Raw genomic sequence first — 25,896 nt, 5'->3', positions numbered from 1 at the left:
AATTAAGCAGGGTTTATTTTTTGAAGTTTCTAGTTGTAAATTGTCAATTGTAAATTAAAAAGAGGAGTTGAATACAAATGGTAAAAATGTACTATAATGGAGATGCAGATTTAAATTACTTAGAAGGAAAGAAGATTGCAATTGTTGGTTATGGTAGTCAAGGGCATGCTCAAGCGCAGAATATGAGAGAAGCAGGACTAGATGTTATTGTAGCAGAGTTAGAGGGAACTTCTAATTATGAGCAGGCTGTATCGGATGAATTTGAGCCAGTTACAGCTGCTGAAGCTGCTAAGGAAGCTGATGTAATTCAAATTCTACTTCCTGATGAAGTGCAAAAGAAGGTTTATTATAATGAGATTGAGCCGAATTTGGAAGCAGGAAATGCATTGGTATTTTCTCATGGATTTAATATTCACTATGGTCAAATTGTTCCTCCAGCAGATGTAGATGTTTATATGGTAGCACCAAAAGGGCCAGGGCATCTAGTAAGAAGAGTCTATACTGAAGGAGCAGGAGTACCAGCTTTAATTGCAATTTATCAAGATGCAACTGGAAACGCTAAGGAGATGGCTTTAGCTCATGCTAAAGGTGTGGGTGGAACGAGAGCTGGAGTACTTGAGACTACATTTAAAGAAGAGACTGAAACTGATCTATTTGGAGAACAAGCTGTTTTATGTGGTGGTGCTACAGAGTTAGTGAGAGCTGGTTTTGATATATTAGTAGAGGCAGGTTATAAGCCTGAGATAGCTTACTTTGAATGTCTACATGAGTTAAAATTAATTGTTGATTTGATGTATGAAGGTGGAATTGCTACGATGAGGAATTCTATTTCTGATACTGCAGAGTATGGAGATTTAATTGCAGGTAAAAAAGTTATCAATGATGAGTCAAGAGAAGCAATGAAGGAATTATTAGAGAATGTCCAAAATGGTGAATTTGCTAAGAGTTGGTTATTAGAAAATCAAGTTGGTCGTCCAGCTTACTTGAAGCGAAAAGAGATAGATGCTAATCATCAGATTGAAAAGGTTGGTAAGAAGTTAAGAGATATGATGCAGTGGATTGAGGACTAAGAAAGGAAGGTGAAGTAAATGGGAGTTAGAATTTTTGATACTACCTTGCGTGATGGAGAGCAATCACCAGGAGTCAGTTTGAATATTAAGGAAAAATTGGAGATTGCTAAGCAATTAGCAAAGTTAAATGTTGATGTGATTGAAGCAGGTTTTCCCATTGCTTCCCCAGGCGATTTTGCAGCTGTAAAAAAGATAGCCCAAGAAGTAGTTGGCCCAGCGATTGCTGGGTTGGCTCGGGCTACAAAAGAAGATATTGATCGGGCTTGGGAAGCTGTTCAGGAAGCTGAAAAACCGATGATTCACACCTTTTTAGCAACATCTGAGGTTCATATGAAGCATAAATTACAGCAATCCCCTCAGGAAGTGTTAGAAAGTGCAGTTGAAGCTGTTGCTTATGCTAAAGATTATACAGATAATGTTGAATTTTCTGCTGAGGATGCTTTTCGTAGTGATCCAGACTTTTTATGTCAGATTTTTGAAGGGGTAATTGAAGCTGGGGCAACGACGATTAATATTCCTGATACTGTTGGTTATGCTACTCCAGCTGAGTTTGGTGGACTTATAAAATATATTAAAGATAATGTTCCTAATATAGATCAAGCTGTAATCAGTGTTCATTGTCATAATGATCTGGGGTTGGCTGCCGCTAATTCTTTAGCGGCTATTCAAAATGGGGCAGAGCAAGTTGAGTGTACAATTAATGGTATTGGTGAACGAGCTGGAAATACCGCTTTAGAAGAAGTTGCCTTAACATTTAATACTAGATATAATTATTATGGTTTGAAGACTGATATTAATTTAAAAGAGATTTCCCGGACTAGTAAATTAGTCAGTCGCTTAACGGGGATGGAGATTCAGCCTAACAAAGCGATTGTTGGTAAGAATGCTTTTGCTCATGAATCTGGGATTCATCAGGATGGAGTAATTAAAGAGCGAACAACTTATGAAATTATGGATGCTAGAACGATTGGGCTAGAGGAGAATAAGATTGTTTTGGGTAAGCATTCTGGTCGGCATGCTTTTAAGGATAGATTGGAACAGTTGGGTTATCAGTTAGAACAAGAAGAGCTTAATTCTGCTTTCAGACGGTTTAAAGAATTAGCAGATAAGAAGCAAAAGATTACTAATCTTGATTTAGAAGCAATTATTGAAGATGAGATCAGTCAGGTTCCTGAAGTTTATGAGATCAGCTTATTGCAGGTTACAAGTACTTCTGGATTGGCAACTGCCACTGTCCAAATGGAACGAGATGGTGAAAAGATCAATGAATCGGCTTGTTCTGAAGGCGGGCCAATCGATGCAGTCTACGACGCTATGAATCGAATTACTGATCTAGATTGTAAATTGGTTGAGTATAAGATTGATGCTGTAACGAGTGGGAAAGATGCATTAGGAGAAGTAGTTGTTAAATTAGCATATAATGAAAAAGTTTATATTGGTCGAGGAGTCAGCACAGATGTAATAGAGGCTAGTGCTAAGGCCTATAATAATGCGTTGAATAAGATATTGGTCGTTAGGGATTAGTCACTAGTGATTAGAAAAAACCGAAAAACATTGTTTGAGTAGTGATTTTAATCTAAGATACAGAGAGGGGAATAACGATGGGAATGACGATGGTCGAGAAGATACTAGCAGCTCATGCAGGAGAAGAAGAAGTAAAGCCAGGTCAACTGGTAAATGCTAAGTTAGATTTGGTACTAGGAAATGATGTAACAACACCAGTAGCAATTAAAGAATTTAATAAAATTGGGGTTGAGCAAGTCTTCGATCAGGATCGAATAGCAATTGTACCTGATCATTTTGCTCCTAATAAGGATATTAATTCGGCTGAACAGTGTAAGATGATTAGAGAGTTTGCTCATGATAAGGAGATCACTAACTATTTTGAAATAGGAGAGATGGGGATTGAACATTGTCTATTACCGGAGAAAGGTTTAGTCTTACCTGGAGATATTGTTATCGGAGCTGACTCCCATACTTGTACCTATGGAGCATTAGGAGCTTTGGCAACTGGAGTCGGTAGTACGGATATGGCAGCAGGAATGGCAACCGGTGAAGCTTGGTTTAAAGTACCGGAAACGATTAAGTTTGTGTATAATGGTCAGTTACAAGAGTGGGTCAGCGGTAAAGACTTGATTTTATATACTATCGGAGATATTGGTGTTGATGGTGCTTTATATAAAGCAATGGAATTCACAGGAGAGGTAATTGAGGACTTCTCAATGGCTAATCGAATGACGATGTCTAATATGGCAATTGAGGCAGGAGGAAAGTGTGGTTTGATTGAGCCAGATGAGACTACTTTGGAGTATGTTAAGGATAGAGCACAGAGAGATTATACAGTCTATAAGAGTGATGTAGATGCAGAGTATGCTGAGGTAATTGAATATGATGTCAGTGAGATTGAACCTCAAGTTGCTTTTCCTCACTTACCAGAGAATACAAAAGGGATTAGTGAAGTTGGAGAGATTAAGATAGATCAAGCAGTAATTGGTTCTTGTACTAATGGGCGTTTGGAGGACTTAAGGATAGCAGCTAAGGTTTTAGAAGGACAGAAGAAGGCTGACCATATCCGTTTAATTATCTTCCCTGGAACACAAGAAATTTATCGGCAAGCAATGCATGAAGGATTAATTGATATCTTCTTAGATGCTGGAGCAGCAGTTAGTACTCCTACTTGTGGGCCATGTCTAGGAGGACATATGGGTATCTTGGCTAAAGGTGAAAGAGCAATAGCTACTACTAATCGTAACTTTGTAGGGCGAATGGGGCATCCTGAAAGTGAAGTTTATTTATCCAATCCAGCTGTAGCAGCAGCATCTGCGATTAAAGGTCAGATTGTTGGCCCAAGGGAGGTAAGATAAGATGGAGATTAAAGGTCAAGTATGGAAGTATGGCGATGATGTAGATACAGATGTAATAATTCCAGCTCGTTATTTAAACACATCTAATCCTAAAGAGTTAGCAAAGCATTGTATGGAAGATATAGATGAGAATTTTGTTGATAAGATGAGTAATGGAGATTTAATTGTAGCTGAAGATAACTTTGGTTGTGGAAGTTCACGTGAACATGCTCCATTAGCAATTAAAGCAGCAGGGGTTTCTTGTGTAATTGCTAATTCCTTTGCGAGAATCTTTTATCGAAACTCAATCAATATCGGTTTGCCGATTTTGGAATGTCCAGAAGCGGTAGCAGGAATTGCAGAAGGAGATCAAGTTGAGGTTGATGTCGATTCAGGACTGATTAAGAATTTAACTAAAGAAGAAGAGTATCAAGCAGCAGCCTTTCCAGAGTTTATGCAGGAGTTGATCGATGCTGGTGGGCTGGTAAACTATGTGAGAAGAAGGGTGAAAAATAATGAGTAAGCAAAAGATTGCAATTGTCGGTGGCGATGGAATTGGTCCAGAAGTAACTAAGCAAGGGGTTAAAGTACTAGAGAAGCTGATCCAAATCAGTAACTTGGATTTTGAATTTGAAGAGTTTTCTTTAGGGGCTGACCATTATTTAGATACAGGTGAGTTGGTAACTGATGAAGTTAAAGCAGATTTACAAGAATTTGATGCGATTTATTTAGGAGCTGTAGGTGATCCTCGAGTTAAGCCTGGAGTTTTAGAGCATGGGATCTTGTTAGATTTACGATTTTCTTTTGATCAATATATTAATTTAAGACCGATTAAGTTATTAGATGCTAAATTTACACCATTAAAGAATAAAGGACCACAGGATATTGATTTGATGATTGTACGGGAGAATACAGAAGGTCTATATGCTGGAGTAGGAGGTTTCTTAAAGCAAGGGACTAAAGATGAAGTAGCAACCCAAGAGATGATCAATACCTATAAGGGAGTAGAGCGGGTTACTCGTTATGCTTATGAGTATGCTCAAAAAAGAGATCAAGAAAAGAAGTTAACCTTATGTGATAAGAGTAATGTCTTAACTTATGCCCATGATCTATGGCAGAGAGTTTTTGCTGAGGTTGGTCAAGATTTTGCTGATGTAAAACAGGCTCATATGCTAGTCGATGCAATTACAATGAAGATGGTTAGAAATCCAGAAGTATTTGATGTAGTTGTAACTTGTAATATGTTTGGGGATATTATTACTGATTTAGGTGCTGAAATTCAAGGTGGAATGGGTCTTGCTGTCTCCGGTAATATCAATCCAAAAGGTGTTTCAATGTTTGAACCTGTTCATGGTTCTGCTCCAGATATTGCAGGAGAGAATAAAGCCAATCCAATTGCAGCATTATTAGCAGCAGCAATGATGGTTGAAGTATTAGGGCATCCAGAAGAAGCTGATAAGATTGAGCAGGCAATTAAGTTATCATTAGCAGAAGATCAAACGACTCTAGATATGGGTGGTAATTTAACTACAGATCAAGTTGGAGATTATATTTGTAGTGTTTTAGAATAGGAGGGAGAAGGGACAGATGGTACAAATTTATGATACAACTTTACGTGATGGAACTCAACGAGAAGGAATCTCCTATTCAACGGAAGATAAGTTGAAGATTACTAAAAAGTTAGATCAATTAGGGGTTGATTATATTGAAGGTGGTTGGCCCGGTTCCAATCCTAAAGATATTGAATACTTTAAAAGTGTCAAAGAATTAAACTTGAAATCAGCTAAGATAACTGCTTTTGGTAGTACTCGTCGATCTAAGATCAAACCTGAGGACGATCAGAATTTACAGGCGATCTTGGATTCAGGGGTTGAAGTAGCTACGATATTCGGTAAAACTTGGGATTTACATGTGACTGATGCTTTAAACACTACTTTAGAAGAGAATTTAGAGATGATTGAAAGTTCGGTTAGATATTTAAAAGAGCATGGGTTAGAAGTTCATTTTGATGCAGAACATTTCTTTGACGGTTATCAAGCGAATCCTAAATATGCTCTTAAAGTTTTACAAGCTGCTGAAAAAGGTGGAGCAGATACTTTAGTCTTATGTGATACTAATGGGGGGACTATGCCCTTTGAGGTTGAAGAGATTATTGTCGAGATAAAAGATAAGCTAAAAACTTCTTTAGGAATTCACGCCCATAATGATGCAGGGGTAGCAGTAGCTAATTCTTTAATTGCTTATGAATCAGGAGCAGAGCATATCCAAGGAACGATCAATGGTTTTGGTGAGCGTTGTGGGAATGCTAACTTGTCTTCCACTTTGCCTAATTTGAAGTTGAAATATGGAGTTGACTTTATAAGTGATGGAGAGTTGAAGAGGTTGACTGAAACATCTCGCTATATTAGTGAAGTGGCCAATTTAACTCCTCCTACTCATAAACCTTATGTTGGTGATAGTTCTTTTGCTCATAAGGGTGGAATCCATGTCAGTGCTATTTTAAGAGAACCAAAGACTTATGAACATATTGATCCAGAGTTAGTAGGGAATAAACGGAGAGTTCTGGTATCTGAATTATCTGGTAAGAGTAATTTGATCTATAAAGCTCAGGAGTTAGGGATTGATATTAAAGAAGGTAGTATTGATTTACACCAGGTTTTAAGTAAGATTAAGGAATTAGAACATCAGGGTTATTACTTTGAAGGTGCTGAAGCTTCTTTTAAGTTATTATTAGAGAAGGCAACTGGGAAGTATAACAAGCTATTTGACTTAGAAGGGGTCAGAATTATTACTGAAAAGACTGAGGAGTTAAACCCTAATTCAGAAGCGACTATTAAGGTAAGGGTTAATGGGAAACGGGTTCACACAGCTGCTGAAGGAGAAGGACCAGTTAATGCTTTAGATTATGCTTTAAGAAAGGCACTATGTGAGTTTTATCCTGAATTAGAAGAGATTCACTTGATTGATTATAAGGTAAGGGTCTTAGAAGGAAATGATGGTACAGCAGCAAAGGTTCGAGTTTTGATTGAATCATCTGATGGTCAAGAAACTTGGGGAACTGTTGGTGTTTCTACCAATATAATTGAAGCTAGCTGGCAGGCTTTAGTGGACAGTATTGAATATGGAATAAAGCTAAAAAGGGACAGTTAAGAGGAAGTAATAACATTTGAATAGTTATTTTCATAAAATCTAATAAAATTAATTCTAGTCAGATGCAGAATTGTATCTGACTTTTAATCTATCAAAAAATGGGGTGGCTATGATGAATTACGTTCGATTTAGGAGAGAAGGTCAAGTTAATTATGGGATTTTAAAGGAAGATAAAGTAAGCTTAATTAAGGGAGATGTTTACGGAGATTATAGTATAGTAGATAAGGTTTATGACTTGACAGAGGTTGATCTACTGCCCCCTTGCCAACCCAGTAAGATAGTTTGTGTAGGTTTGAATTATCTAGATCATGCTCAAGAATTGGGAATGGAAATCCCTAAAAAGCCAATCATCTTTTTGAAACCAACTAGTGCATTAGTTGGCCCTGAAGATAAGATCAAACACCCTAGGATGAGCCAGCAGGTAGATTATGAAGCCGAATTGGCTATCGTTATTAAGGAGCGAACTAAAGATGTTTCCTCTGAAGAAGCAAAAGAGCATATTTTAGGTTATACTTGTTTTAATGATGTAACAGCTAGAGATTTGCAAGCTGAGGATGGACAGTGGACCCGAGCTAAATCTTTCGATACTTTTGCTCCTGTTGGCCCGAGTATTGTTAGTGATATTGAAGGTAATAATCTTAAAATTGAGTTACTAAAGAATGGAGAGGTTAAACAGGACTCTAATACAGATCAGATGATCTTCACTGTAGAAGAGATTGTCAGTTTTGTATCACAGATTATGACCTTAGAAGCTGGTGATTTAATTACAACTGGTACTCCACCAGGTGTTGGCCCGGTGGAGAAGGGGGATGAAGTAGTAGTTGAAATTGAGAAGGTTGGTTCTTTAAAGAATATAATTATTTGAAAGTTGGTCTGTAATTAATCCTAACTTTATTACTGAGACTAGGGTTAATTGATTTCAAAGTGGTAATTTTCACAAGTGAGTTTATTAATACTCAGAAAAATTATTGATACACGAATAGATAATTTTTAAATTTTCTGATATAATATTTATGAGACTGAGTTTATTCATTTTTGATTTTTCGGAGGTTAAAAGAAGGATGTTTAAATTTTTGTCTTGAAATAAGTATAGTATGGTTTGGATATCAGATGATAAGACTATAAGAGTTAGATAAGAATAAACTTAATAAATAAACAAGGGGGAGATGTTAGTGTCTAAAATTGAATTGCCTTATGGACATAAGAAATTGAGTCTTGAGGTTCCAGAAGAGAGATTGGAAGGGGTTCTTGTGTCTAAAGCTCATGATTATGTAGCGGATATGTCAGAAGAAGAGTTGGTTAAAGAATCACTAGAAAATCCTATTAATAGCTCTCAATTAAGAGAATTGGCAGCAGGAAAAGATGATATAGTTATAATTTCTAGCGATCATACACGACCTGTACCTAGTCATGTGACGATGCCGATTATCTTAGATGAGATTAGGGCAGGTAATCCAAATGCAGATATTACTATTTTAGTAGCAACAGGTTTTCATCGTGCTTCAACTGAAGAAGAATTACGTGATAAATATGGAGATGAAATTGTAGATAATGAAAGAATAATTAATCATGATTGCCGAGATGAGGATAATCTGGTTCATTTAGGAACTTTGCCTTCTGGAGGAGATTTAATTATAAATAAATTAGCTGTAGAAGCAGATCTGTTAATTGCCGAAGGCTTTATTGAGCCACACTTTTTTGCTGGGTTTTCTGGAGGAAGAAAAAGTGTTTTACCAGGTATAGCAAGTAAAATGACAGTTTTGGCCAATCACTGTGCTGAGTTTGTTGGTCATGAAAAAGCACGAACTGGTATTTTAGATGGTAATCCATTGCATAAAGATATGTTATACGCAGCTGAGCAGGCTGGCGTTGAGTTTATTCTCAATGTAGTTATTAATGAACACAAAGAAGTGATTAATGCTTTTGCTGGTCATCTAGAGGATGCTCACAAAGAAGGTTGCGAATTTGTGGCAGAGTTATCAGGAGTAGAAGCTAACCCTGCTGATATAGCAATTACAACAAATGGAGGTTATCCACTAGATCAGAATATTTATCAGGCCGTCAAGGGAATGACTGCGGCTGAAGCTACTTGTAAGGAAGGTGGAGTAATTATAATTGCCGCTGAATGTTCAGATGGTCATGGTGGAGAAGCTTTCTATAAGACCTTTGCTGAAGCAGATTCTGTTGAACAAATCATGGATGATATAGAAGCAAGAGATCGTAAAGAAACTGTTCCTGATCAGTGGGAATCACAGGTTTTAGCTAGGATACTATTACAGTTTGAAGTAATTATGGTGACTGATGCTCCAAAAGAGATGGTTGAAGATATGTATATGCATTGGGCTTCAGATTTAGACGAAGCATTAGAAATGGCAGAAAAGATGCTTGATGATCCTGAAGCTGAAATCACTGTTGTTCCTGATGGTGTTTCTGTAACGGTTTTGAAATAGATAATTAAAAGAAGGGATCTGCCGTAGTAGACTTTAAGGTAATACGTGGACATCAAACATTTAGTAAATTACCAGTTAATCTTGAGAGTTAAAGAAGATTTTCTAAATCTGAGAGTGAATGTTCCTAGTATAAGAATAGGAAGAAGAATGGGATTAGTTAGAGTATTAAAGCTAATTATATAACTAAATAATATAATTAGCTTTAGATGTTTGCTTATAGAAGTTTAATCTTATAATTTTTTAGTATTGACAATTTTCAATTAGTATTGACAATTTTCAAATGATTTAGTATAATTAGCTTAGCTAATGGTCAGACCACCTGTATTAAATCCAATTAGGCATAGGGTGGGATGTTGGTTTTTATTTAATAAGAAAGTAGCTAGCTATTGAATTAGTAAAGATGAGCAATTAAATTGAAGAATCAGAAATGAATAATTTGGTTACTATAACTTAATAATACAAGTAGAATAACTGTTATAAGATTTTAAGCTAAAAATTAAGTAATTAATGTTACTACTAATGAACTAGTAAATTTAGGCTACTATTCTCTAGCAGTTGCTGAATAATGACCAATATTAGTCATGGTCAATTTGTGTCAAAATAAAGAGTTTTTAGTAGAAATTAGAAAGGAGGATTTATTGGTGAATTTAGCAGTGGCAGCATTTTTGGCTAGTGTACCTATTATAGTAGTTGGGGTTTTGATGGTAGGATTTATGTGGTCTTCAACTAAAGCAATGCCTTTTGGCTATTTAAGTGCAGCTTTGGTTGGGTTGTTTTTTTGGCAGATGCCTTTACGTTGGGTGGGTGCAGCTACGCTCCAGGGAATTATATCTGCAATCTCAATCTTGTTTATCGTTTTTGGAGCAATTTTGATCTTAAAGATTTTGCAGAAGAGTGGTGCAGTGGATGCAATTTCAGCTAGTTTGACAAATGTTACTGATGATCGACGGGTTCAAGTATTAATACTTGCTTTTTTATTAGGAGCTTTCTTTGAAGGAGCTGCTGGTTTTGGAACTCCTGCTGCGGTAGCTGCTCCATTATTGGTAGGTTTGGGTTTTCCGCCGTTGGTAGCAGCAATAGTGGCTTTAGTATCGAATAGTACACCAGTAAGTTTTGGTGCAGTAGGAATCCCTGTTTGGGGTGGACTTGCTCCTTTGGAAGGAGTTGCTCAATTGCCAGGAGCGATGGCATTTGGGGAGTTTGTGCAGAGTGTTGGTTTTTATGCTGCTTTAAATCAAACTATTGTAGGAAGTTTTATTCCTTTAGTTGCTGTTTGTTTAACAACTGCGATTACTAAAGGTTCAATTAAAGATGGGCTTAAACTTTGGCCTCTAGCTTTATTTACTGGATTTATTTTTACAATACCTCATTTATTGATTGCTTACTTTGTAGGTCCAGAATTACCTTCGTTATTAGGTTCTTTAATTGCTATTCCAGCAGTAGTTTTTGTCGTTTCAAAAGGATGGTTAGTTCCTAAGGATAGTTGGGATTTTCCTTCTAGAAAAAGCTGGCCTAAGCATTGGGTTGGTGACATAGAGCCTGGTAGTGGAGAAGAAGTTGAGTTGAAAGTTTCAACCTTCAAAGCTTGGTTACCTTATACTTTAGTTGGCTTAATTTTGTTAGTTACTCGATTGGAGTTCTTTGGATTAACTCCTATACTTCAAGGCTTTGAGATTGGCTGGGATGGGATCTTAGGTACTAGTCTCGGTGATAGTATTGCTGTTTTCTATAATCCAGGTATTTTTCCGTTTATCTTTGTTGCATTGTTAATGCCTTATATTTACGGAATGAGAGGGAGTGAAGTTAAGGGAGCCTGGAATGATGCTATAAAAACTGTTGCTCCAGCCGCTGTTGCTTTGATATTTACGCTAGGTATGGTAGATATTATGATTGAATCTGGGACTGCGGCAGGTATTGATTCTATGTTAGTAACTATGGCTATAGCTGCAGCAGAAGCTGTTGGTCAGTTTTGGATACTATCTGCTTCCTTTATTGGAATTTTAGGTTCCTTTATCTCTGGTAGTGCTACTGTTTCTACTATTATGTTTAGTGGATTTCAATACGCTACGGCTGAACAAGTAGAATTATCACGGACTATAGTATTGTCTCTGCAAGTTTTAGGGGCTGCGGCTGGAAATATGGTCTGTATTCACAATGTGGTAGCTGCTTGTGCTACTGTAGGGATTGTAGGTAAGGAAGGATTAGTTATCAGGAAAAATGCAATTGTGGCTATGGTGTATGGTTTATTAGGAGGAATTGTTAGCTGGATATTAGTGAGTTTCTTTGGATTAGGCTTATTCTAAATTTGAACTAGGGGTGATAATATGTTTAAGCAATCGTTAATCAATCGTTTTAAAGATATTTTGGGTGAGGATAATGTTCTGACTAGTAAAGAGGATTTGTTAAGTTATTCATTTGATTCTACGCCTGATTTCGAGTCAATAGTACCAGAATTAGTAGTTATGCCAGAAAGTACTGAACAAGTATCTGAGGTAGTAAAGATTGCCAACGAAAAGGAGATTAATATTATTCCTAGGGGAGCAGGTACTAATCTTTGTGGTGGAACTATTCCTGTAGAAAATAGTATAGTAGTGGTTTTAACTAAGATGAATAAAATTTTGGAAATTGATGAAGAGAATTTGACAGTAACAGTAGAAGCTGGAGTTATTACTCAGGCTATTAATGAGGCAGTAGAAGCTAGAGAGCTATTTTTCCCACCTGATCCTGGTACTGTAGCTGTCTCTACTATTGGTGGTAATATTGCTGAATGTGCTGGTGGTTTGCGTGGTTTGAAGTATGGAGTAACCAAGGACTATGTTATGGGCGTAGAGGTTGTATTGCCTACTGGTAAAGTCATTAATGCAGGTGGTAAGACTGTTAAGAATGTAACAGGATATGATCTTCCTAGTCTTTATTCAGGCTCAGAAGGAACATTGGGAATTATAACTCAGGCTACCTTAAAGCTACTTCCTCTACCAGATACAAAGAAGAGTATGATGGCAATTTTTGATAAATTGGATGGTGCTGCAGAGACTATTTCTAGCATCATACGTAATAAGGTGATTCCAGTTACTCTAGAGATTATGGACCAAGTAACTATTCAGTCAGTAGAGGAGTTTGCTAATATTGGTTTACCAACTGAAGCAGCGGCTATCTTATTGATAGAGGTGGATGGAATTGAAGAGGTTGTAGAAAGAGATGCTAAGAAAGTAGTTAAGATCTGTAAGGAAAATGGTGCAAGAGAAGTTAAGCTAGCTAAAAACGAGGAAGAGCGGTTTGAGATTTGGGAGGCAAGAAGAGCGTCATTATCGGCTTTAGGGCGGATGAGACCAACGACTATTTTGGAAGATGCTACTGTTCCTAGGAGTAATATTCCAGATATGATCAGAGGAGTGAATAAGATAGCAGAAAAGTATGATCTTCACATTGGAACCTTCGGTCATGCTGGAGATGGGAATTTACACCCAACAATTCTGGCTGATGAACGTAATGAAGAGGAGATGAAAAGAGTTCATAAGGCTGTAGAAGAAATCTTTGATCTTGCTTTGGGGTTAGATGGTACACTGTCAGGAGAACACGGTATTGGGATTGCTAAAGCTAAGTATATGACAAAAGAATTGGGGGAAGATGGTTTACAGGCCTTAAGAGATATTAAGTTTTCATTGGATCCTAAGGGGATTTTAAACCCACACAAAGTGATTGGAGCTGGTGATAATGAGTAATAAAATACTCGCTGAAATTGAAGAAGAAGCCGCTAATTGTATGAAGTGTGGTCTTTGTAGAAAGATTTGCCCTATATTTGATGAATTAGAGAATGAGGCTACTGTTGCTAGAGGCAAAGTAAATTTGATTCAAAATGTAATTGAAGGTAATATAGAGTTGACAGATAAATATGAAAAGCTTATGGAACTCTGTCTTTTATGTAAGGCTTGTGTTGATAACTGCCCAGTAGGGATAGAGGTTGACAAGATGGTTTTCAAAGCTAGAGAGCACCTAGCTAAAGAAAAAGGATTGTCTTGGATGAAGAAAGGCATCTTTAGCTTTGTTAAGAACAAGGGGCTATTTCCACTAGGTATGAAGTTAGGAGCTACATTCCAGGGTTTAGCTTTTTGTAAGAATAAAGGGTCACAACAAGGAAACAACATTAGGGTTGGTATTGGTATGGACCCAAATAGAGTCCTACCTGATTTAGCTAAAGAGCCTTTTCGTGACAGATATCCGGAAATAGTAAAGTTGAATAATTCAGCAGGAAGAGTTGCTTTCTTTACTGGTTGTTCAATTAATTATATGCAACCTGATTTTGGAGAATCAGTGGTTAATGTTTTGCTGGAGAATGATATTGAAGTAGTAATTCCTAAAGAACAGCACTGTTGTGGATTGGCTATAGGAAGTTATGGTGATATTGAGAAGTCTAGAGAATTGGCTGAGCATAATTTAGATGTATTTAGCAAATATGATGTTGATGCTGTAGTGACTGCATGTGCTTCCTGTGGTTCGACTTTAAAAGAGGAGTACGAAGAGTGGTTAGATGATGACTCCTTTAGCTCAAAGGTCTATGATATTAGTGAGTATTTAGTAGATGTAATCGATTTTGATCGTGAAGATCTGGGTAAGCTAAGAAGAAAGGTAACTTATCATGATCCTTGTCACTTAGTTAGAGGAATGAAAGTTTCTGAGCAACCAAGGGAGATAATGAAATCTATCCCAGGGCTTTATTTTGAAGATATGAAGAAGCCAGATCGTTGTTGTGGAGCGGCTGGAACCTTTAATATTAAGAATTATGATTTATCAATGAAGATTAATCGTCATAAGATAGATGATATTAAGCAGACAGGAGCTGGTACCGTAGCTACTGGCTGTGCCGGTTGTAAGATCCAGATTACAGATGGATTAAATCAGGCGGGTATGAGTCAAGAGGTCGTGCATACTGTACAACTTCTGGATGAAGCTTATCAAAAACGGAGGGAAGAAAGGGAAGAAGAAGAAGTTAAAGTCATATCTTAAAATTTGGGTATAGATATAATAAAAATTTGAGAACAGGTATAATAGTAATAGAAAAATTTTAATGAGCCATTGTTTGACTCCAGCGGATGTTATCTTCCCTATCTGCTGGAGATTTTTTTTGATAGATTAAAAGGAAGTGGAAATCATATTTTAAAATTATAGTATAAATATAAAGGAGGTGAACTCTGGTTATAAGTTAACTTATAACCACAGTCCTATGGATTGGAAACATAAAGTTTCGCAAGAGTTGGCTGAAAAAATAGTTGATATTTTGCATAATATAACTAATGGTGATATTCAATTTATGGGGAAAGAAGGAGAAATTATAGCTACTACTCAACCCCATAGGTTGGGAACTATCCACGAAGGTGCTAGAAAAATTATGTTGGGTACTATTGAATATGCATCTATTACAAAGGAAGATGCTGAAGAAATAGAAGGGGTTCTGCCTGGATATAGTGGTCCTATAGAGTATCAAGGGGAAATAATTGCGTGTATTGGAATTACTGGTGATCCTGAAATCGTAAGACCGCTTCAAAAAATGGCTGCTCTGGTGGTTAAAGACGAAATTGAAAAAGAGGAAGAAAGACAGAAAAAGCAGGAGGTAACTAATAAGGTATTTAAGCGACTGCAGGAGGTATCAGCTTTGGCACAAGAACTTTCGGCTGGGAGTCAGGAGATTGCCAGCGGTTGTAAAGAGATGGAAAATGTAACTATACAGGCTAATGAAATTGTTGATGAAATTGAAGAAATGCTAAATACTATTATTAATATAGCACATAAGACTAATTTATTGGGATTGAATGCAAGTATTGAGGCAGCCAGAGCTGGAGAGTATGGGCGGGGGTTTTCTGTTGTAGCTGAAGAAATACAGAAACTAGCTGATAATTCAAAAAAATCTATTACCCATGTCAATAATACTCTTCAGGAAATTTGTGATTTTACAAAAGAAATTACAGAAATGACTTACAGAACAAGTGAGGTTACAGAGCAGCAGGCTCAAGCTTTGGAGGATTTAACTGAAAGTATAGTTAGGATTGAGGAAACGATGGGGTCACTGGTTACTCCTTAAATGTGAAAAGCTATAAGCTCTTTAAAATAACTCGGGGCAATTTTGGTAAAAAATCAAAATAGCTTTTCCTCCTTTTGACAAAGTGTTTATAGTTACACAACAGATTCAAAAGGGGGAATTTCTTATAAAGATAATTAAGATATATATATCTTAATTTGCAATTTATAAAATTCAATATTTTTTAAAAACAATTGACACTCATATCTCATTTATGATAATATGTTAATGAAATCAAGGAGTTATAGTGGTTTAATTTAATGTTAAAATATTCAATGGATTGCTTTTAGTAGTTGCACTTTTTTGAGGATTATTATTTTTATATTATGGAAAAAAGCCTGATGATTACTATTAATCTGGCTGTTTGATTATGTTAATTTTATTTCCAATTAAAAAAATCAAGCATTAACTATAATTATAGAAAAGGTGACAAAATTTGGATAAAAAAGATAATGAATTAGGAACAAAGGGGAAATATGTTAGAGATGTATTTAGTAAATTGGCCCCAAAGTATGAATTAGTTAATAAGATTATTTCTTTTGGTTTAATTTCTAGGTGGAGGAAGAAGCTAGTAAAAATTGTTGATCCTTCAGCTGATGATCTAATATTAGACTTATGTGCTGGAAATGGGAAACTAACTAAAATCCTTGCTGAAAAAACGCCCGAAGGTAAAGTAATTGGAGTAGATTTTTGTCCAGAGATGATTGCTAAAGCTGATGAGAATCTTAAAGAAAAGCACTTAAAAAGAGTTGAATTCCGCTTAGGTGATGCAACAAGTTTAGATTTTCCTGCTAATTATTTTGATTGTGTAACGATAGCTTTTGGGTTGCGTAATACAGAAGATATTCCCCAAGTTATTCGAGAGATGAGAAGGGTAGTTAAGCCTGGGGGGCAGATATTATGCTTGGATTTAGCTAAAAGTCGAATACCGATTTATAAAAGCTTGTTCTATGCCTATTTTAATTACATTCTACCTTTAATTGGAAAATTAGTTTCTGGTCAGAAAGAACCTTATCTATACTTTGCTGAATCTTTACGGGCTTTTCCTAACCAGGAGAAATTGCGTCAGATGTTTATTGAAAATGATCTAAAAAATGTAGAGTATTTTGAGTTTGCAGGTGGAGCAGTTGCTGTTCATAGGGGTATAAAATAGCTAGGAAGTCAATGAATCTAGATTAGCAATATTATAGGGAAGAGGTTGGTTTAGATGGGGGCTTTTAAAAGTTATCAGTACAGAGAGAGGATTACTTTAGTAAGTATGTAGTTAGGGTAGACTTAATAGTTTTTATTATTTTGTTTTTATTATTTTGAAAGTAAAAGGAGTTGAAATTGTGTTTGCCATGGAAACTGAATTCAATGCTTTAATAGAGCAAGTAGATGATTTTATAATTGAATATGCTAATTCCAGGCAGAAATTAATTAATGTGGCAGTTGCTGATTTAGTTAAAGCCGGTGGAAAAAGGTTGCGACCGATAGTGATGATTCTGGCTAGCAAATTCGGTGATTATCAATCTGACAAGTTAATTAAGATTGCTGCTGGCTTAGAATTACTTCATATGGCTACTTTAGTTCATGATGATATAATAGATGAAGCAACTATGCGTCGGGGTGAATTAACTACCCAAAAGAGATTTGGAAAAGATGTTGCAGTCTTTGTAGGAGATTTTTTACTGACAAAAGCTTATAATCTATTTTTAGAGCATTTATCACGTAACTCTGTATTGAAATTTAATAAAGTCGTAAAGTTGATTTGTGAAGGAGAGGTTGATCAATATCAGAGTAAATTTGCTCCTGATTTAACGATTAATGATTATCTACGTCGTATCAGGCGAAAAACAGCTTTGTTATTTGCTTTTAGCACTTATGTTGGTGCCTATGAAAGTGGAATTCGCAATACTACTTTATCTAATCTATATAACTTAGGTTTAGAGATGGGAATGGCCTTTCAAATCCGAGATGATATTTTGGATTTTGTTGGGAAAAAGAGCAAGGTAGGAAAAGCTGTCGGGCAAGATTTACTTGCAGGAATCTATACTCTTCCTATTGTTTATCTTTTAGATTCGAAAGAGGATAGTAAGCAGGTTAAAGAGATTTTAACTAAAGAATCTATTACAGAAGATGATGTTATTTTAATTTCTGAGTTGGTAAAGGATAAGCAAGCTTTTGCAAAAAGTCAGCAATTAGAAGAGAGATTTTTAGATAGAGCACATTATCATTTAGCTCAGCTACCCAAAAATGAAGCTAAGCAGCACTTGAATTATATTTTAGGATATCAGGTAAGTAGAGAAAAATAGGGTTTAAAACTAATTTGGTTTTTAAGAATCAATTTATAGTTCATGATGATTGTTCAGTCAAGTGATTCATAAAATATCAAAAGGGGAGGTTAAAAAATGGCTAAATGCGGTGATTTTCAAGGAGGCGTTCATCTACCTTATAATAAGGAGTTAGCTAAAGGTAAACCTATTACTGAGGTTAGTCTACCACAGGAGATTGTTATCCCGTTGTCACAGCATATCGGTGCACCATGTGAACCTTTGGTAGAGGTTGGTGATAAGGTTAAAGCTGGTCAAAAGATCGGTGATAGTTCTCAGTTTGTAAGTGCACCTGTTCATGCTAGTCTTGCAGGTACTGTGGAGGCCATTGAACCAAGACCAACTTCAAGTGGCAAGGTTGAAAGTATTGTTATTAAAGTTGAGCAAAATCAAGAAGGTATTTCTTATCAACAAAAGAGGGATGTAACTAAGGTAAATAAGGGAGAAATTATTAAGGCTGTTAAAGAAGCAGGAATTGTGGGTATGGGAGGAGCAAGTTTCCCTACTTCTGTAAAGTTAAGCCCACCTGAGGATAAGCCAATTGATACTATACTAATTAATGGTTGCGAATGTGAGCCTTATCTTACCTGTGACCATCGAATGATGCTGGAACAAGGTGAAGAATTAATTGCTGGAGTTAAATTATTATTAAAGGTGGTTGGGGCTAAAAAGTGTTGTATTGGTATTGAGGATAATAAGCCTGATGCTATTAATCACTTAAAAAAGTTAGCTGATGATTCTCGAATTGAGGTTCAAGCAGTACCAACTGAATATCCTCAAGGTTCAGAAAAACAATTGATTAAAACTGCTTTTGATAAGGAAGTACCATCTGGAGCTTTACCTTTTGAAGTTGGAGTTTTAGTTCAGAATATAGGTACTGCAATTGCTGTTTATGAAGCTGTTGCTTATGATAAACCTCTAATGGAAAGAGTGGTAACTGTAACTGGTCAAAACATTAAGAACCCGGCTAATTTGCTGGTGAAAGTCGGAACTTCAGTTCGGCATCTTATTAAAGAGTGTGGAGGTTTTATTGAAAACGAGACTAAGGTTGTTCTTGGTGGGCCAATGACTGGTACTGCTTTGTCTAACTTAAGTGCTCCTATTACTAAAGGTGGTAATGGGGTTATAGCATTGCCTTCAAGAATGGTAAAAGGTAGTGGAGATCTGCCTTGTATGAGATGTGGTTCTTGTGTTGAGAAATGTCCTATGCAACTTTATCCAAATAAGCTTAGTATCTTAGTTGAAGAGAATGATTATAATCAAGTTGAGAACTTAGGTCCTTTAGACTGTGTAGAGTGTGGTATATGTTCTTATGTCTGTCCATCTAAACGACCTGTCGTTCAGCAGATTAAAAAAGCAAAAGTAAAAATTACAGAAAAAAAACGTGAGGCGGGTGATAAATGATGAATACTAAATTATTAGTTGAAGATGGCCCACATTTACATCGAGGTGTTTCAGTTAAGAGTGCTATGTGGGATGTAATTGTTGCTTTGATTCCTATAACTTTAACTTCACTTATTATTTTTGATTTTGAAGCAGTTTTGATTATTGTTTCATGTATAGTTGGTGCATTATTAGGCGAAGTTGTAGCTAGAGTTGTGAAAGGAGAGCAACCTAGATTAAGTGATGGCTCCGCTATGCTTACTGGACTTATACTAGCTCTTACTTTACCTCCGACAGCTTGGTGGATGGCTATTCCAAGTTATTTTATGGGAGGATTTGTTGCTACTGCAATTTTTAGGGAGTTAATGGGGGGGCTAGGTAAAAATCCTCTTAACCCCGCTATTGCGAGCCGTATCTTTTTACTAATATGTCGTATGGCTTCTGTTTATGCAGCTCCATTTTTGGTTGGAATAAGTCCTGCTTTTAAACCTTATTTATATGATATAGGTTCTCTAGATGCTTTTTCTAAGGCGACACCTTTAATGATAATGGCAGGAAAAGTAGAAGAGGCAATGCCTAGTTATAGGGATCTCTTCTTGCTTAACGAAGGGGGTTCCTTGGCAGAAACTTCCATTTTAGCTGTTCTAATAGGTTGTGCTTATTTGGTTTATAAAGGTCATATTAAATTGCATATTCCTTTAACAGCTATTGGTACAACTTTTGTAGTGACGGCTATTTTTGGAGCCGATCCTATCTATCACATCTTATCTGGAGGGCTTATTTTTGGTGCTATTTTTATGGCTACAGATTGGGCTACTAGTCCTATTACCAATAAAGGTAAAGTTATCTTTGGAATTGGAATTGGACTTTTGGTTGCTATCTTGCGGTTGATCTTCTTTAACCAAACTCTCTGGGTTGGTGTTGGAGCAGTTGCTTTTGCTATTTTGATTATGAATGCTTTTGTGCCATTTATTGATCGAGTTACTGCTAGAACGAAATTTGGAGAAAGAGCATAATTGAAAATTCACCCTAGTCAATTTCAAAGTTGGCTAGGGTTTTTACTTATAGGAAATTATTAAAGAAATAAAATTAGGTATACTATAAGTAAAGAGGGGAAGAAGTAAAATGACAGAGCTTAATTTATTGATTATTGTTGACATTGTAGTAACTGGTTTGATTTGTTATAAATTTTTTACCTTAATTAAGGAAACTAGAGCAATTCAACTTTTAAAAGGTGTTTTAGTTTTATTTTTGATTAGTTACATAAGTAGACAGTTAGGGTTACAGATTTTTAATATGCTATTGGAGCAGTTAAGGACAGTTGTCTTGATTGCTTTACCTATTGTTTTTCAACCAGAATTGAGGAGAGCTTTAGAACAAATAGGTAGAGGGAAATTATTTAAGTATTGGACTAATCGTGATGAATTTAAGATTAAAATTGATAAACTAGTGGCTGCTGTAATGAGATTAAGCCAAAATCAAATCGGAGGGTTGATTGTTCTTGAAAGAAGGACAGGCTTAAAAGAAGTTATTGATACAGGAGTTAAGTTAGATGCTATTTTATCGACGGAATTATTAGTAAATATCTTTATTCCTAAAAGTCCTTTACATGATGGAGCAGTTGTTATTGATGAGGGCAGGATTGTAGCAGCTAATTGCTTATTACCTTTAACTAATAATAAAAAGCTAAGTCAAAGTCTGGGGACCAGACATCGAGCAGCAGCTGGGATTAGCGAAGAAACTGATGCTTTAGTGATTATTGTATCAGAAGAAACTGGGGTTATTTCAACTGCATTCGCAGGAAGATTGAAGTATAATCTAGATGAGTTTGATCTAAAGGAGGAAGTATTTGTTAAATTTAGTGAAGATACGGATAATTAATTGACAATTTAGAGTCTAATAACATATAATTAAATGAGTATTAATTATATTTAATTCTAAGGTTGGAGGTAATTAGACTACTCTTAGTTAAAAGGAAATACTGGAAAAGTGAATATTTAGTTTCAGGATGCTTTGCCAATATTGAATCAATTGTTAATTAGATAGGGGTGCAGAGAAACTTAGTTATCTGCGAAGCACTGTAGTGATAGGCTTAAATTTAGTAAATGGTTTTTATTACGGAAAGTCTAATAAGACTTGTAGGGAGAGCACTAAATTAATTACAAGGGGTGAAAAGATGGGAGGATTATTTGGTACTGATGGTGTACGTGGCGAAGTAAATCAATTTTTGACTGCTGAGATGGCATTTAAGTTAGGCAAGGCAGGTGCTGATTATCTGACCCAAGATTGTAGTGAAGCTAAGATATTAGTTGGGAAGGATACTCGTGTTTCTGGTGATCTACTTGAGGCTGCTTTAATAGCAGGAATTAGCTCATTAGGAGTTGATGTACTCAAAGTAGGAGTCGTTCCAACTCCAGCTGTTGCCTATTTGACTGCTCAAGAAGATGTTGTAGCAGGAGTCATGATTTCAGCTTCCCATAATCCTGTCCAAGATAATGGGATTAAATTCTTTAATCAAGCTGGATTTAAATTAACTGATCAGCAAGAAGATGAGATTGAAGAGATTTATTTTAATCAAGTCGATCAGTTGCCATTGGCTGCTGGTGACCAGGTTGGACAAGTAACAGAAGGTGATCATCTTGTAGATAGTTATCTTAATCACTTAAAAGGAACTGTTAACTCTGATTTTTCTAAGTTAAAGGTTGTAGTTGATTGTGCTAATGGAGCAGCTTATCAACTGACACCCCAAGTATTATCTGATTTAGGGGCAGAAGTGATTGCGATTAATGATCAGCCAAGTGGTTATAATATTAATCAAGACTGTGGCTCTACCTATCCTGAGGTAATTAAGGAAGCAGTTATTAAGCATGAAGCAGATTTAGGGATTGCTCATGATGGTGATGCTGATCGCTTAATTGCTGTTGATGAAGAAGGAAAATTGGTTGATGGTGACTATATTTTGACTATCTGTGGGCGGTATTTGTTAGCCCAAGGAGAATTGGCCCATAATACAATAGTAGTTACTAGATATAGTAATCTAGGGTTACATCAAGCAATCAAAGAAGATGATGGTCAAGTTGAAGTGACTAAGAATGGTGATCGTTATGTTCTAGCAAAGATGAGAGAAGCGGGATATAATTTAGGTGGAGAAAAGTCAGGTCATATTATCTTTGCAGATTATAATACTACTGGTGATGGGCTGTTAACAGCATTACAGTTGATTGAGGTGATTGTAGAGAGTGGAAAATCGTTGGCTAAGTTAAGAGAACAGATGACCGCTTTCCCACAGTTATTGGTCAATGTTGAAGTTGAGAATAAAGTTTGGGAAGAGAATCAAAAAATAAAAGAAGCAATTGCAGGGGCTGAGAAAGTTCTAGGCACTGCTGGTAGAATCTTTGTGCGGGCTTCAGGAACTGAATCAGTAATTAGAGTGATGGTCGAAGGACAAGATGAAGAAGAATTAGAAAGACTGGCTAACCAAGTAGTAGAGGTGATAGAGGGAGAGCTTAATTAATGTACAATTGATAATTGATAATTGACAATTAAGATCAACAAATAAAGTGCTCTTGTTTTTAAAAATTTTAATTGTCCATTGTAAATTGTACATTATTAATTATAATTATAGCGCCTGAACTCATGATTGGTAACTAGTAAATAACCAAGAATAAATGATTGAACTGCAAAAACTAACTTTTTAGATTAAGCCCTGCAATATACAGTGGTTGACTAGGTGGCCAAACGCACTATGTTGTGGTGTTTAAGGTGACGATAATCTTTTTGCAGTAGAATCATAAATAGGTAGTGGATCTTCTTTCTTGATTATTATTTATTCTTGAGTTAATCGTGAGTTGACGAGGAAGGGGGAGAATCGAGATGATCGGCGGATGCCCCTGAGGTTATTCTAGCTATAGCCTCATTAAACTAAACCTTTAAACAATCTGAGTGATCAGAGCTACAAAGAGGTTTAGTATAGCTAACTAAATTTAAATTTGATGGAGGTTTAATATATATGTGTGGAATTGTAGGGTATATTGGAACTGAAGAAGCTACACCTATTTTACTGGAAGGATTAAAGAAGTTAGAGTACCGTGGTTATGATTCAGCTGGAATTTCTTTATATGATCAGGGCCAAATTGAAACGGTCAAGACTGTAGGTAAATTAGCTGAATTAGAAGAGTTAGTGCAACAAGAGAAACCAAGTGGTCAACTAGGTATTGGTCATACTAGATGGGCTACTCATGGTAAACCATCTACTCCTAACTCTCATCCTCATACTAGCTCTGATGATCAATTTGTGGTGGTTCATAATGGTATTATAGAAAATTATTCGACTTTAAAATCTGAGTTGAAGGAAAAAGGCTATCAGTTTACTTCTCAAACTGATACTGAAGTCATTCCCCATTTATTAACGGAATATTATGATGGGAATTTAGAACAGACAGTTAGAAAAGTAATTGAGAAATTAGAAGGAGCTTATGCTTTATTGATTTTATCTAAGGGTGAACCTGATAAATTGATTGCTGTCCGTGAAGATAGTCCGTTGATTGTGGGATTAGCTGATGGTGAATATTTTGTGGCATCTGATATCCCAGCTATTTTAAGCCATACCGACCAAATTTATATTTTAGAAGATGGAGAGATGGCCGCAATTAATAGAGATGGTGTTGAACTATCAACTGTAGATGGTAAGCCTGTTGATAAAGAGATCTTTACGGTTGATTGGGATCCTGGTATGGCAGAGAAGGCTGGTTTTGAGCACTTTATGTTAAAAGAGATTCACGAGCAACCAGAAGCATTGCGCAGAGCAGTTGCAGGTAGGTTGAATCAAGCTGATATTCATCTTGATGAAGTAGGATTAACTGCTCAGGAGATTAAAGATTATAACAAGATTTATATTGTTGCGTGTGGAACCGCTTATCATTCGGGATTGGTTGGTAAGTATGCTATAGAAAGCTTGGCTGAAATTCCAGTGGAAGTTGATATTGCTTCTGAATTTAGATATCGAGATCCGTTAGTTGATCAGGATACTTTAGTAATCGTGGTCAGCCAATCTGGTGAAACTGCTGATACTTTAGCAGCTTTACGAGAGGCTCAGAATAAAGGGGCTAGAGTAATTGCAATCTGTAATACTGTAGGCAGTACTATTCCGCGGGAAGCAGATGATGTCGTTTATATTCACGCTGGTCCAGAGATTGCTGTTGCTTCTACGAAGGCGTATTTAACAATGTTGATTGCTTTTTATATGCTAGCGATCTATTTTGCGCGGGCCAAGGATTTGTTAGCTACTGAGCGAAGTGAAGAGTTGATTTCTGCTTTAAAAGAGCTACCAGATCAGGTAGCAGAAATTATCGAAGAGAGTGAAGAGCAGATAGCTCAGCTAGCTAAAGAATATCTAAAGCAAGAAAATGCGTTCTTTATCGGGCGAAGTATCGACTATGCTGTAGCTTTAGAAGGCTCATTAAAATTAAAAGAGATCTCTTATATCCATGCTGAAGCCTATCCAGCAGGGGAATTAAAGCATGGAACCTTGGCGTTGATTGAAGAAGGAATTCCAGTCATTGCTTTAGTCACTCAAGAATCAGTAATCGAGAAGACTTTAAGTAATATTAAAGAGGTTAAAGCTCGCGGAGGAGTTATAACGGGAATTACTGCTAATGGGGTTGATGAGAAGGAATTTGATTATTCAATTAAAATTCCTCAAACTGATCAGTTGTTGACTTCGATATTGACTGCGATACCTTTACAGTTGTTAGCCTACTATGTAGCTGTAGAAAGAGGTTGTGATGTTGATCAACCGAGAAACTTAGCTAAGAGTGTAACGGTAGAGTAAAAGCTTTAGGCTAAGTTTAAGGTTGAGGATAAGTAAAGAATGATTAACAAGCACCCCTAGGGGTGCTTGTTGTTTTTATCATTAATGAACTTATGCTTTTTAGAGGTTGTGGATAATTTTTACTAGTTTGTATTTGTTGGTTTTACTTAAATTTAATCTTAAACTTAGCCTTAACCTAAAGTTGATTAATATCAATTACTAACCATTGATCAACTTCAGAATCAAAGGTCAAGATATATTCTACTTGTTCTTCCCGTTCAAAACTCAATCCGTTAGTATATTCAGTATAGTTTTCTAATTTAGCTGTATAAGTTGCCTTCTCTTCTTTAAGCTCAACTGTAGCTTCTTTTATTTCAATTCTGATCTTTTTTATTCTTTCTGGGTTAGGAAATCTCCCTTCTAGATCATCATAAGTCTCTACAATTTCAGTGTTATGTTCATTAGTTTTCTTGTTTTTATAGTCTTGAGAAAAGAGCTTTAAGTAACTCTCTAGATCACTATTTTCTATAGTTGAAAATAAGTGATTCATTCTTTCTTTAATTTTTTGTTGAGAAGAAATACTATTAGCCAAAGCTATTGAATAAGTATTTACAATAATTATAATAACTAATATTATATATATGATTTTCTTCACTTATATTCACTCCTTTTTAATTCTGTTCTATTATACATTAACTTCTATCTTCTTTTTGAAACTCCTTGTTATTGACTAAAATTGATTATAAAAAAAGATAAGTTAAAAACAGGATTAAAAAGAATTTTATAGAATTTAATAAATATACAAA

The 25,896-nt window shown here is 36.0% G+C and carries 20 protein-coding genes; 19 read left to right on the top strand and 1 reads right to left on the bottom strand.

Annotated features, from left to right (window positions below):
* Positions 1-77 precede the first annotated feature (77 nt).
* From ilvC to glmS, 19 genes are all read left to right on the top strand, one after another.
* Complete coding sequence (gene ilvC / locus MWH25_RS00360) at positions 78-1,070, top strand: ketol-acid reductoisomerase (protein ID WP_248624600.1); 993 nt, start codon at positions 78-80, stop codon at positions 1,068-1,070.
* A gap of 18 nt (positions 1,071-1,088) precedes the next feature.
* Positions 1,089-2,594, top strand: a complete 1,506-nt coding sequence (locus MWH25_RS00355; RefSeq protein ID WP_248624598.1) for a 2-isopropylmalate synthase — start codon at positions 1,089-1,091, stop codon at positions 2,592-2,594.
* Between the two features lie 77 nt (positions 2,595-2,671).
* Positions 2,672-3,934 (top strand): 3-isopropylmalate dehydratase large subunit, encoded by a 1,263-nt coding sequence (gene leuC / locus MWH25_RS00350; RefSeq protein WP_248624596.1) that lies wholly within the window; start codon positions 2,672-2,674, stop codon positions 3,932-3,934.
* A 1-nt stretch (position 3,935) separates the two neighbouring features.
* Positions 3,936-4,436 carry a 3-isopropylmalate dehydratase small subunit gene (gene leuD / locus MWH25_RS00345; RefSeq protein ID WP_248624594.1) on the top strand — a complete coding sequence of 167 codons (501 nt, stop codon included), beginning with the start codon at positions 3,936-3,938 and terminating at the stop codon, positions 4,434-4,436.
* Entirely contained in the window at positions 4,429-5,484 is a 1,056-nt protein-coding gene (locus MWH25_RS00340) for a 3-isopropylmalate dehydrogenase (RefSeq protein ID WP_248624592.1), read from the top strand. Before leuD ends, MWH25_RS00340 begins: the two co-directional genes overlap by 8 nt.
* Before the next feature lie 16 nt (positions 5,485-5,500).
* On the top strand, positions 5,501-7,063 hold the full coding sequence (cimA, locus tag MWH25_RS00335) for a citramalate synthase (protein ID WP_248624590.1): 1,563 nt from the start codon (positions 5,501-5,503) through the stop codon (positions 7,061-7,063).
* A gap of 109 nt (positions 7,064-7,172) precedes the next feature.
* Entirely contained in the window at positions 7,173-7,928 is a 756-nt protein-coding gene (locus tag MWH25_RS00330; RefSeq protein WP_248624587.1) for a fumarylacetoacetate hydrolase family protein, read from the top strand.
* A gap of 307 nt (positions 7,929-8,235) precedes the next feature.
* The gene (larA, locus tag MWH25_RS00325; RefSeq protein ID WP_248624585.1) at positions 8,236-9,513 is read left to right on the top strand and encodes a nickel-dependent lactate racemase; all 1,278 of its coding nucleotides are present in this window, start codon (positions 8,236-8,238) and stop codon (positions 9,511-9,513) included.
* A 641-nt stretch (positions 9,514-10,154) separates the two neighbouring features.
* On the top strand, positions 10,155-11,816 hold the full coding sequence (locus tag MWH25_RS00320) for an L-lactate permease (protein ID WP_248624583.1): 1,662 nt from the start codon (positions 10,155-10,157) through the stop codon (positions 11,814-11,816).
* A 21-nt stretch (positions 11,817-11,837) separates the two neighbouring features.
* Positions 11,838-13,235 carry an FAD-binding oxidoreductase gene (locus tag MWH25_RS00315; RefSeq protein WP_248624581.1) on the top strand — a complete coding sequence of 466 codons (1,398 nt, stop codon included), beginning with the start codon at positions 11,838-11,840 and terminating at the stop codon, positions 13,233-13,235.
* Positions 13,228-14,517, top strand: a complete 1,290-nt coding sequence (locus tag MWH25_RS00310; RefSeq protein ID WP_248624579.1) for a (Fe-S)-binding protein — start codon at positions 13,228-13,230, stop codon at positions 14,515-14,517. The genes MWH25_RS00315 and MWH25_RS00310 overlap by 8 nt, the downstream gene beginning before the upstream one ends.
* A gap of 217 nt (positions 14,518-14,734) precedes the next feature.
* Positions 14,735-15,589, top strand: coding sequence for a sugar diacid recognition domain-containing protein (locus MWH25_RS12815; protein WP_282706829.1), 855 nt, complete (start codon positions 14,735-14,737; stop codon positions 15,587-15,589).
* A gap of 433 nt (positions 15,590-16,022) precedes the next feature.
* Positions 16,023-16,739, top strand: coding sequence for a ubiquinone/menaquinone biosynthesis methyltransferase (locus MWH25_RS00295; protein ID WP_248624577.1), 717 nt, complete (start codon positions 16,023-16,025; stop codon positions 16,737-16,739).
* A 154-nt stretch (positions 16,740-16,893) separates the two neighbouring features.
* Positions 16,894-17,880, top strand: a complete 987-nt coding sequence (locus MWH25_RS00290) for a polyprenyl synthetase family protein (protein WP_248624575.1) — start codon at positions 16,894-16,896, stop codon at positions 17,878-17,880.
* A gap of 96 nt (positions 17,881-17,976) precedes the next feature.
* The gene (gene rsxC, locus MWH25_RS00285; protein ID WP_248624573.1) at positions 17,977-19,302 is read left to right on the top strand and encodes an electron transport complex subunit RsxC; all 1,326 of its coding nucleotides are present in this window, start codon (positions 17,977-17,979) and stop codon (positions 19,300-19,302) included.
* Positions 19,299-20,297 carry an RnfABCDGE type electron transport complex subunit D gene (locus tag MWH25_RS00280; RefSeq protein WP_248624571.1) on the top strand — a complete coding sequence of 333 codons (999 nt, stop codon included), beginning with the start codon at positions 19,299-19,301 and terminating at the stop codon, positions 20,295-20,297. The genes rsxC and MWH25_RS00280 overlap by 4 nt, the downstream gene beginning before the upstream one ends.
* A gap of 109 nt (positions 20,298-20,406) precedes the next feature.
* Complete coding sequence (gene cdaA / locus MWH25_RS00275) at positions 20,407-21,162, top strand: diadenylate cyclase CdaA (protein WP_248624569.1); 756 nt, start codon at positions 20,407-20,409, stop codon at positions 21,160-21,162.
* Between the two features lie 295 nt (positions 21,163-21,457).
* Positions 21,458-22,795, top strand: a complete 1,338-nt coding sequence (gene glmM, locus MWH25_RS00270; protein ID WP_248624567.1) for a phosphoglucosamine mutase — start codon at positions 21,458-21,460, stop codon at positions 22,793-22,795.
* Between the two features lie 495 nt (positions 22,796-23,290).
* Positions 23,291-25,111, top strand: a complete 1,821-nt coding sequence (glmS, locus tag MWH25_RS00265) for a glutamine--fructose-6-phosphate transaminase (isomerizing) (RefSeq protein WP_248624565.1) — start codon at positions 23,291-23,293, stop codon at positions 25,109-25,111.
* Between the two features lie 175 nt (positions 25,112-25,286).
* On the opposite strand, the gene MWH25_RS00260 is transcribed toward glmS, so the two are convergent.
* Positions 25,287-25,745 carry a hypothetical protein gene (locus MWH25_RS00260; protein WP_248624562.1) on the bottom strand — a complete coding sequence of 153 codons (459 nt, stop codon included), beginning with the start codon at positions 25,743-25,745 and terminating at the stop codon, positions 25,287-25,289.
* Positions 25,746-25,896 lie beyond the last annotated feature (151 nt).

This window comes from Natroniella acetigena (assembly GCF_023227745.1).
In the GTDB taxonomy this organism is placed as follows: Bacteria; Bacillota; Halanaerobiia; order Halobacteroidales; family Halobacteroidaceae; genus Natroniella; species Natroniella acetigena.
This window is presented reverse-complemented; position numbering and strand designations above follow the sequence as displayed.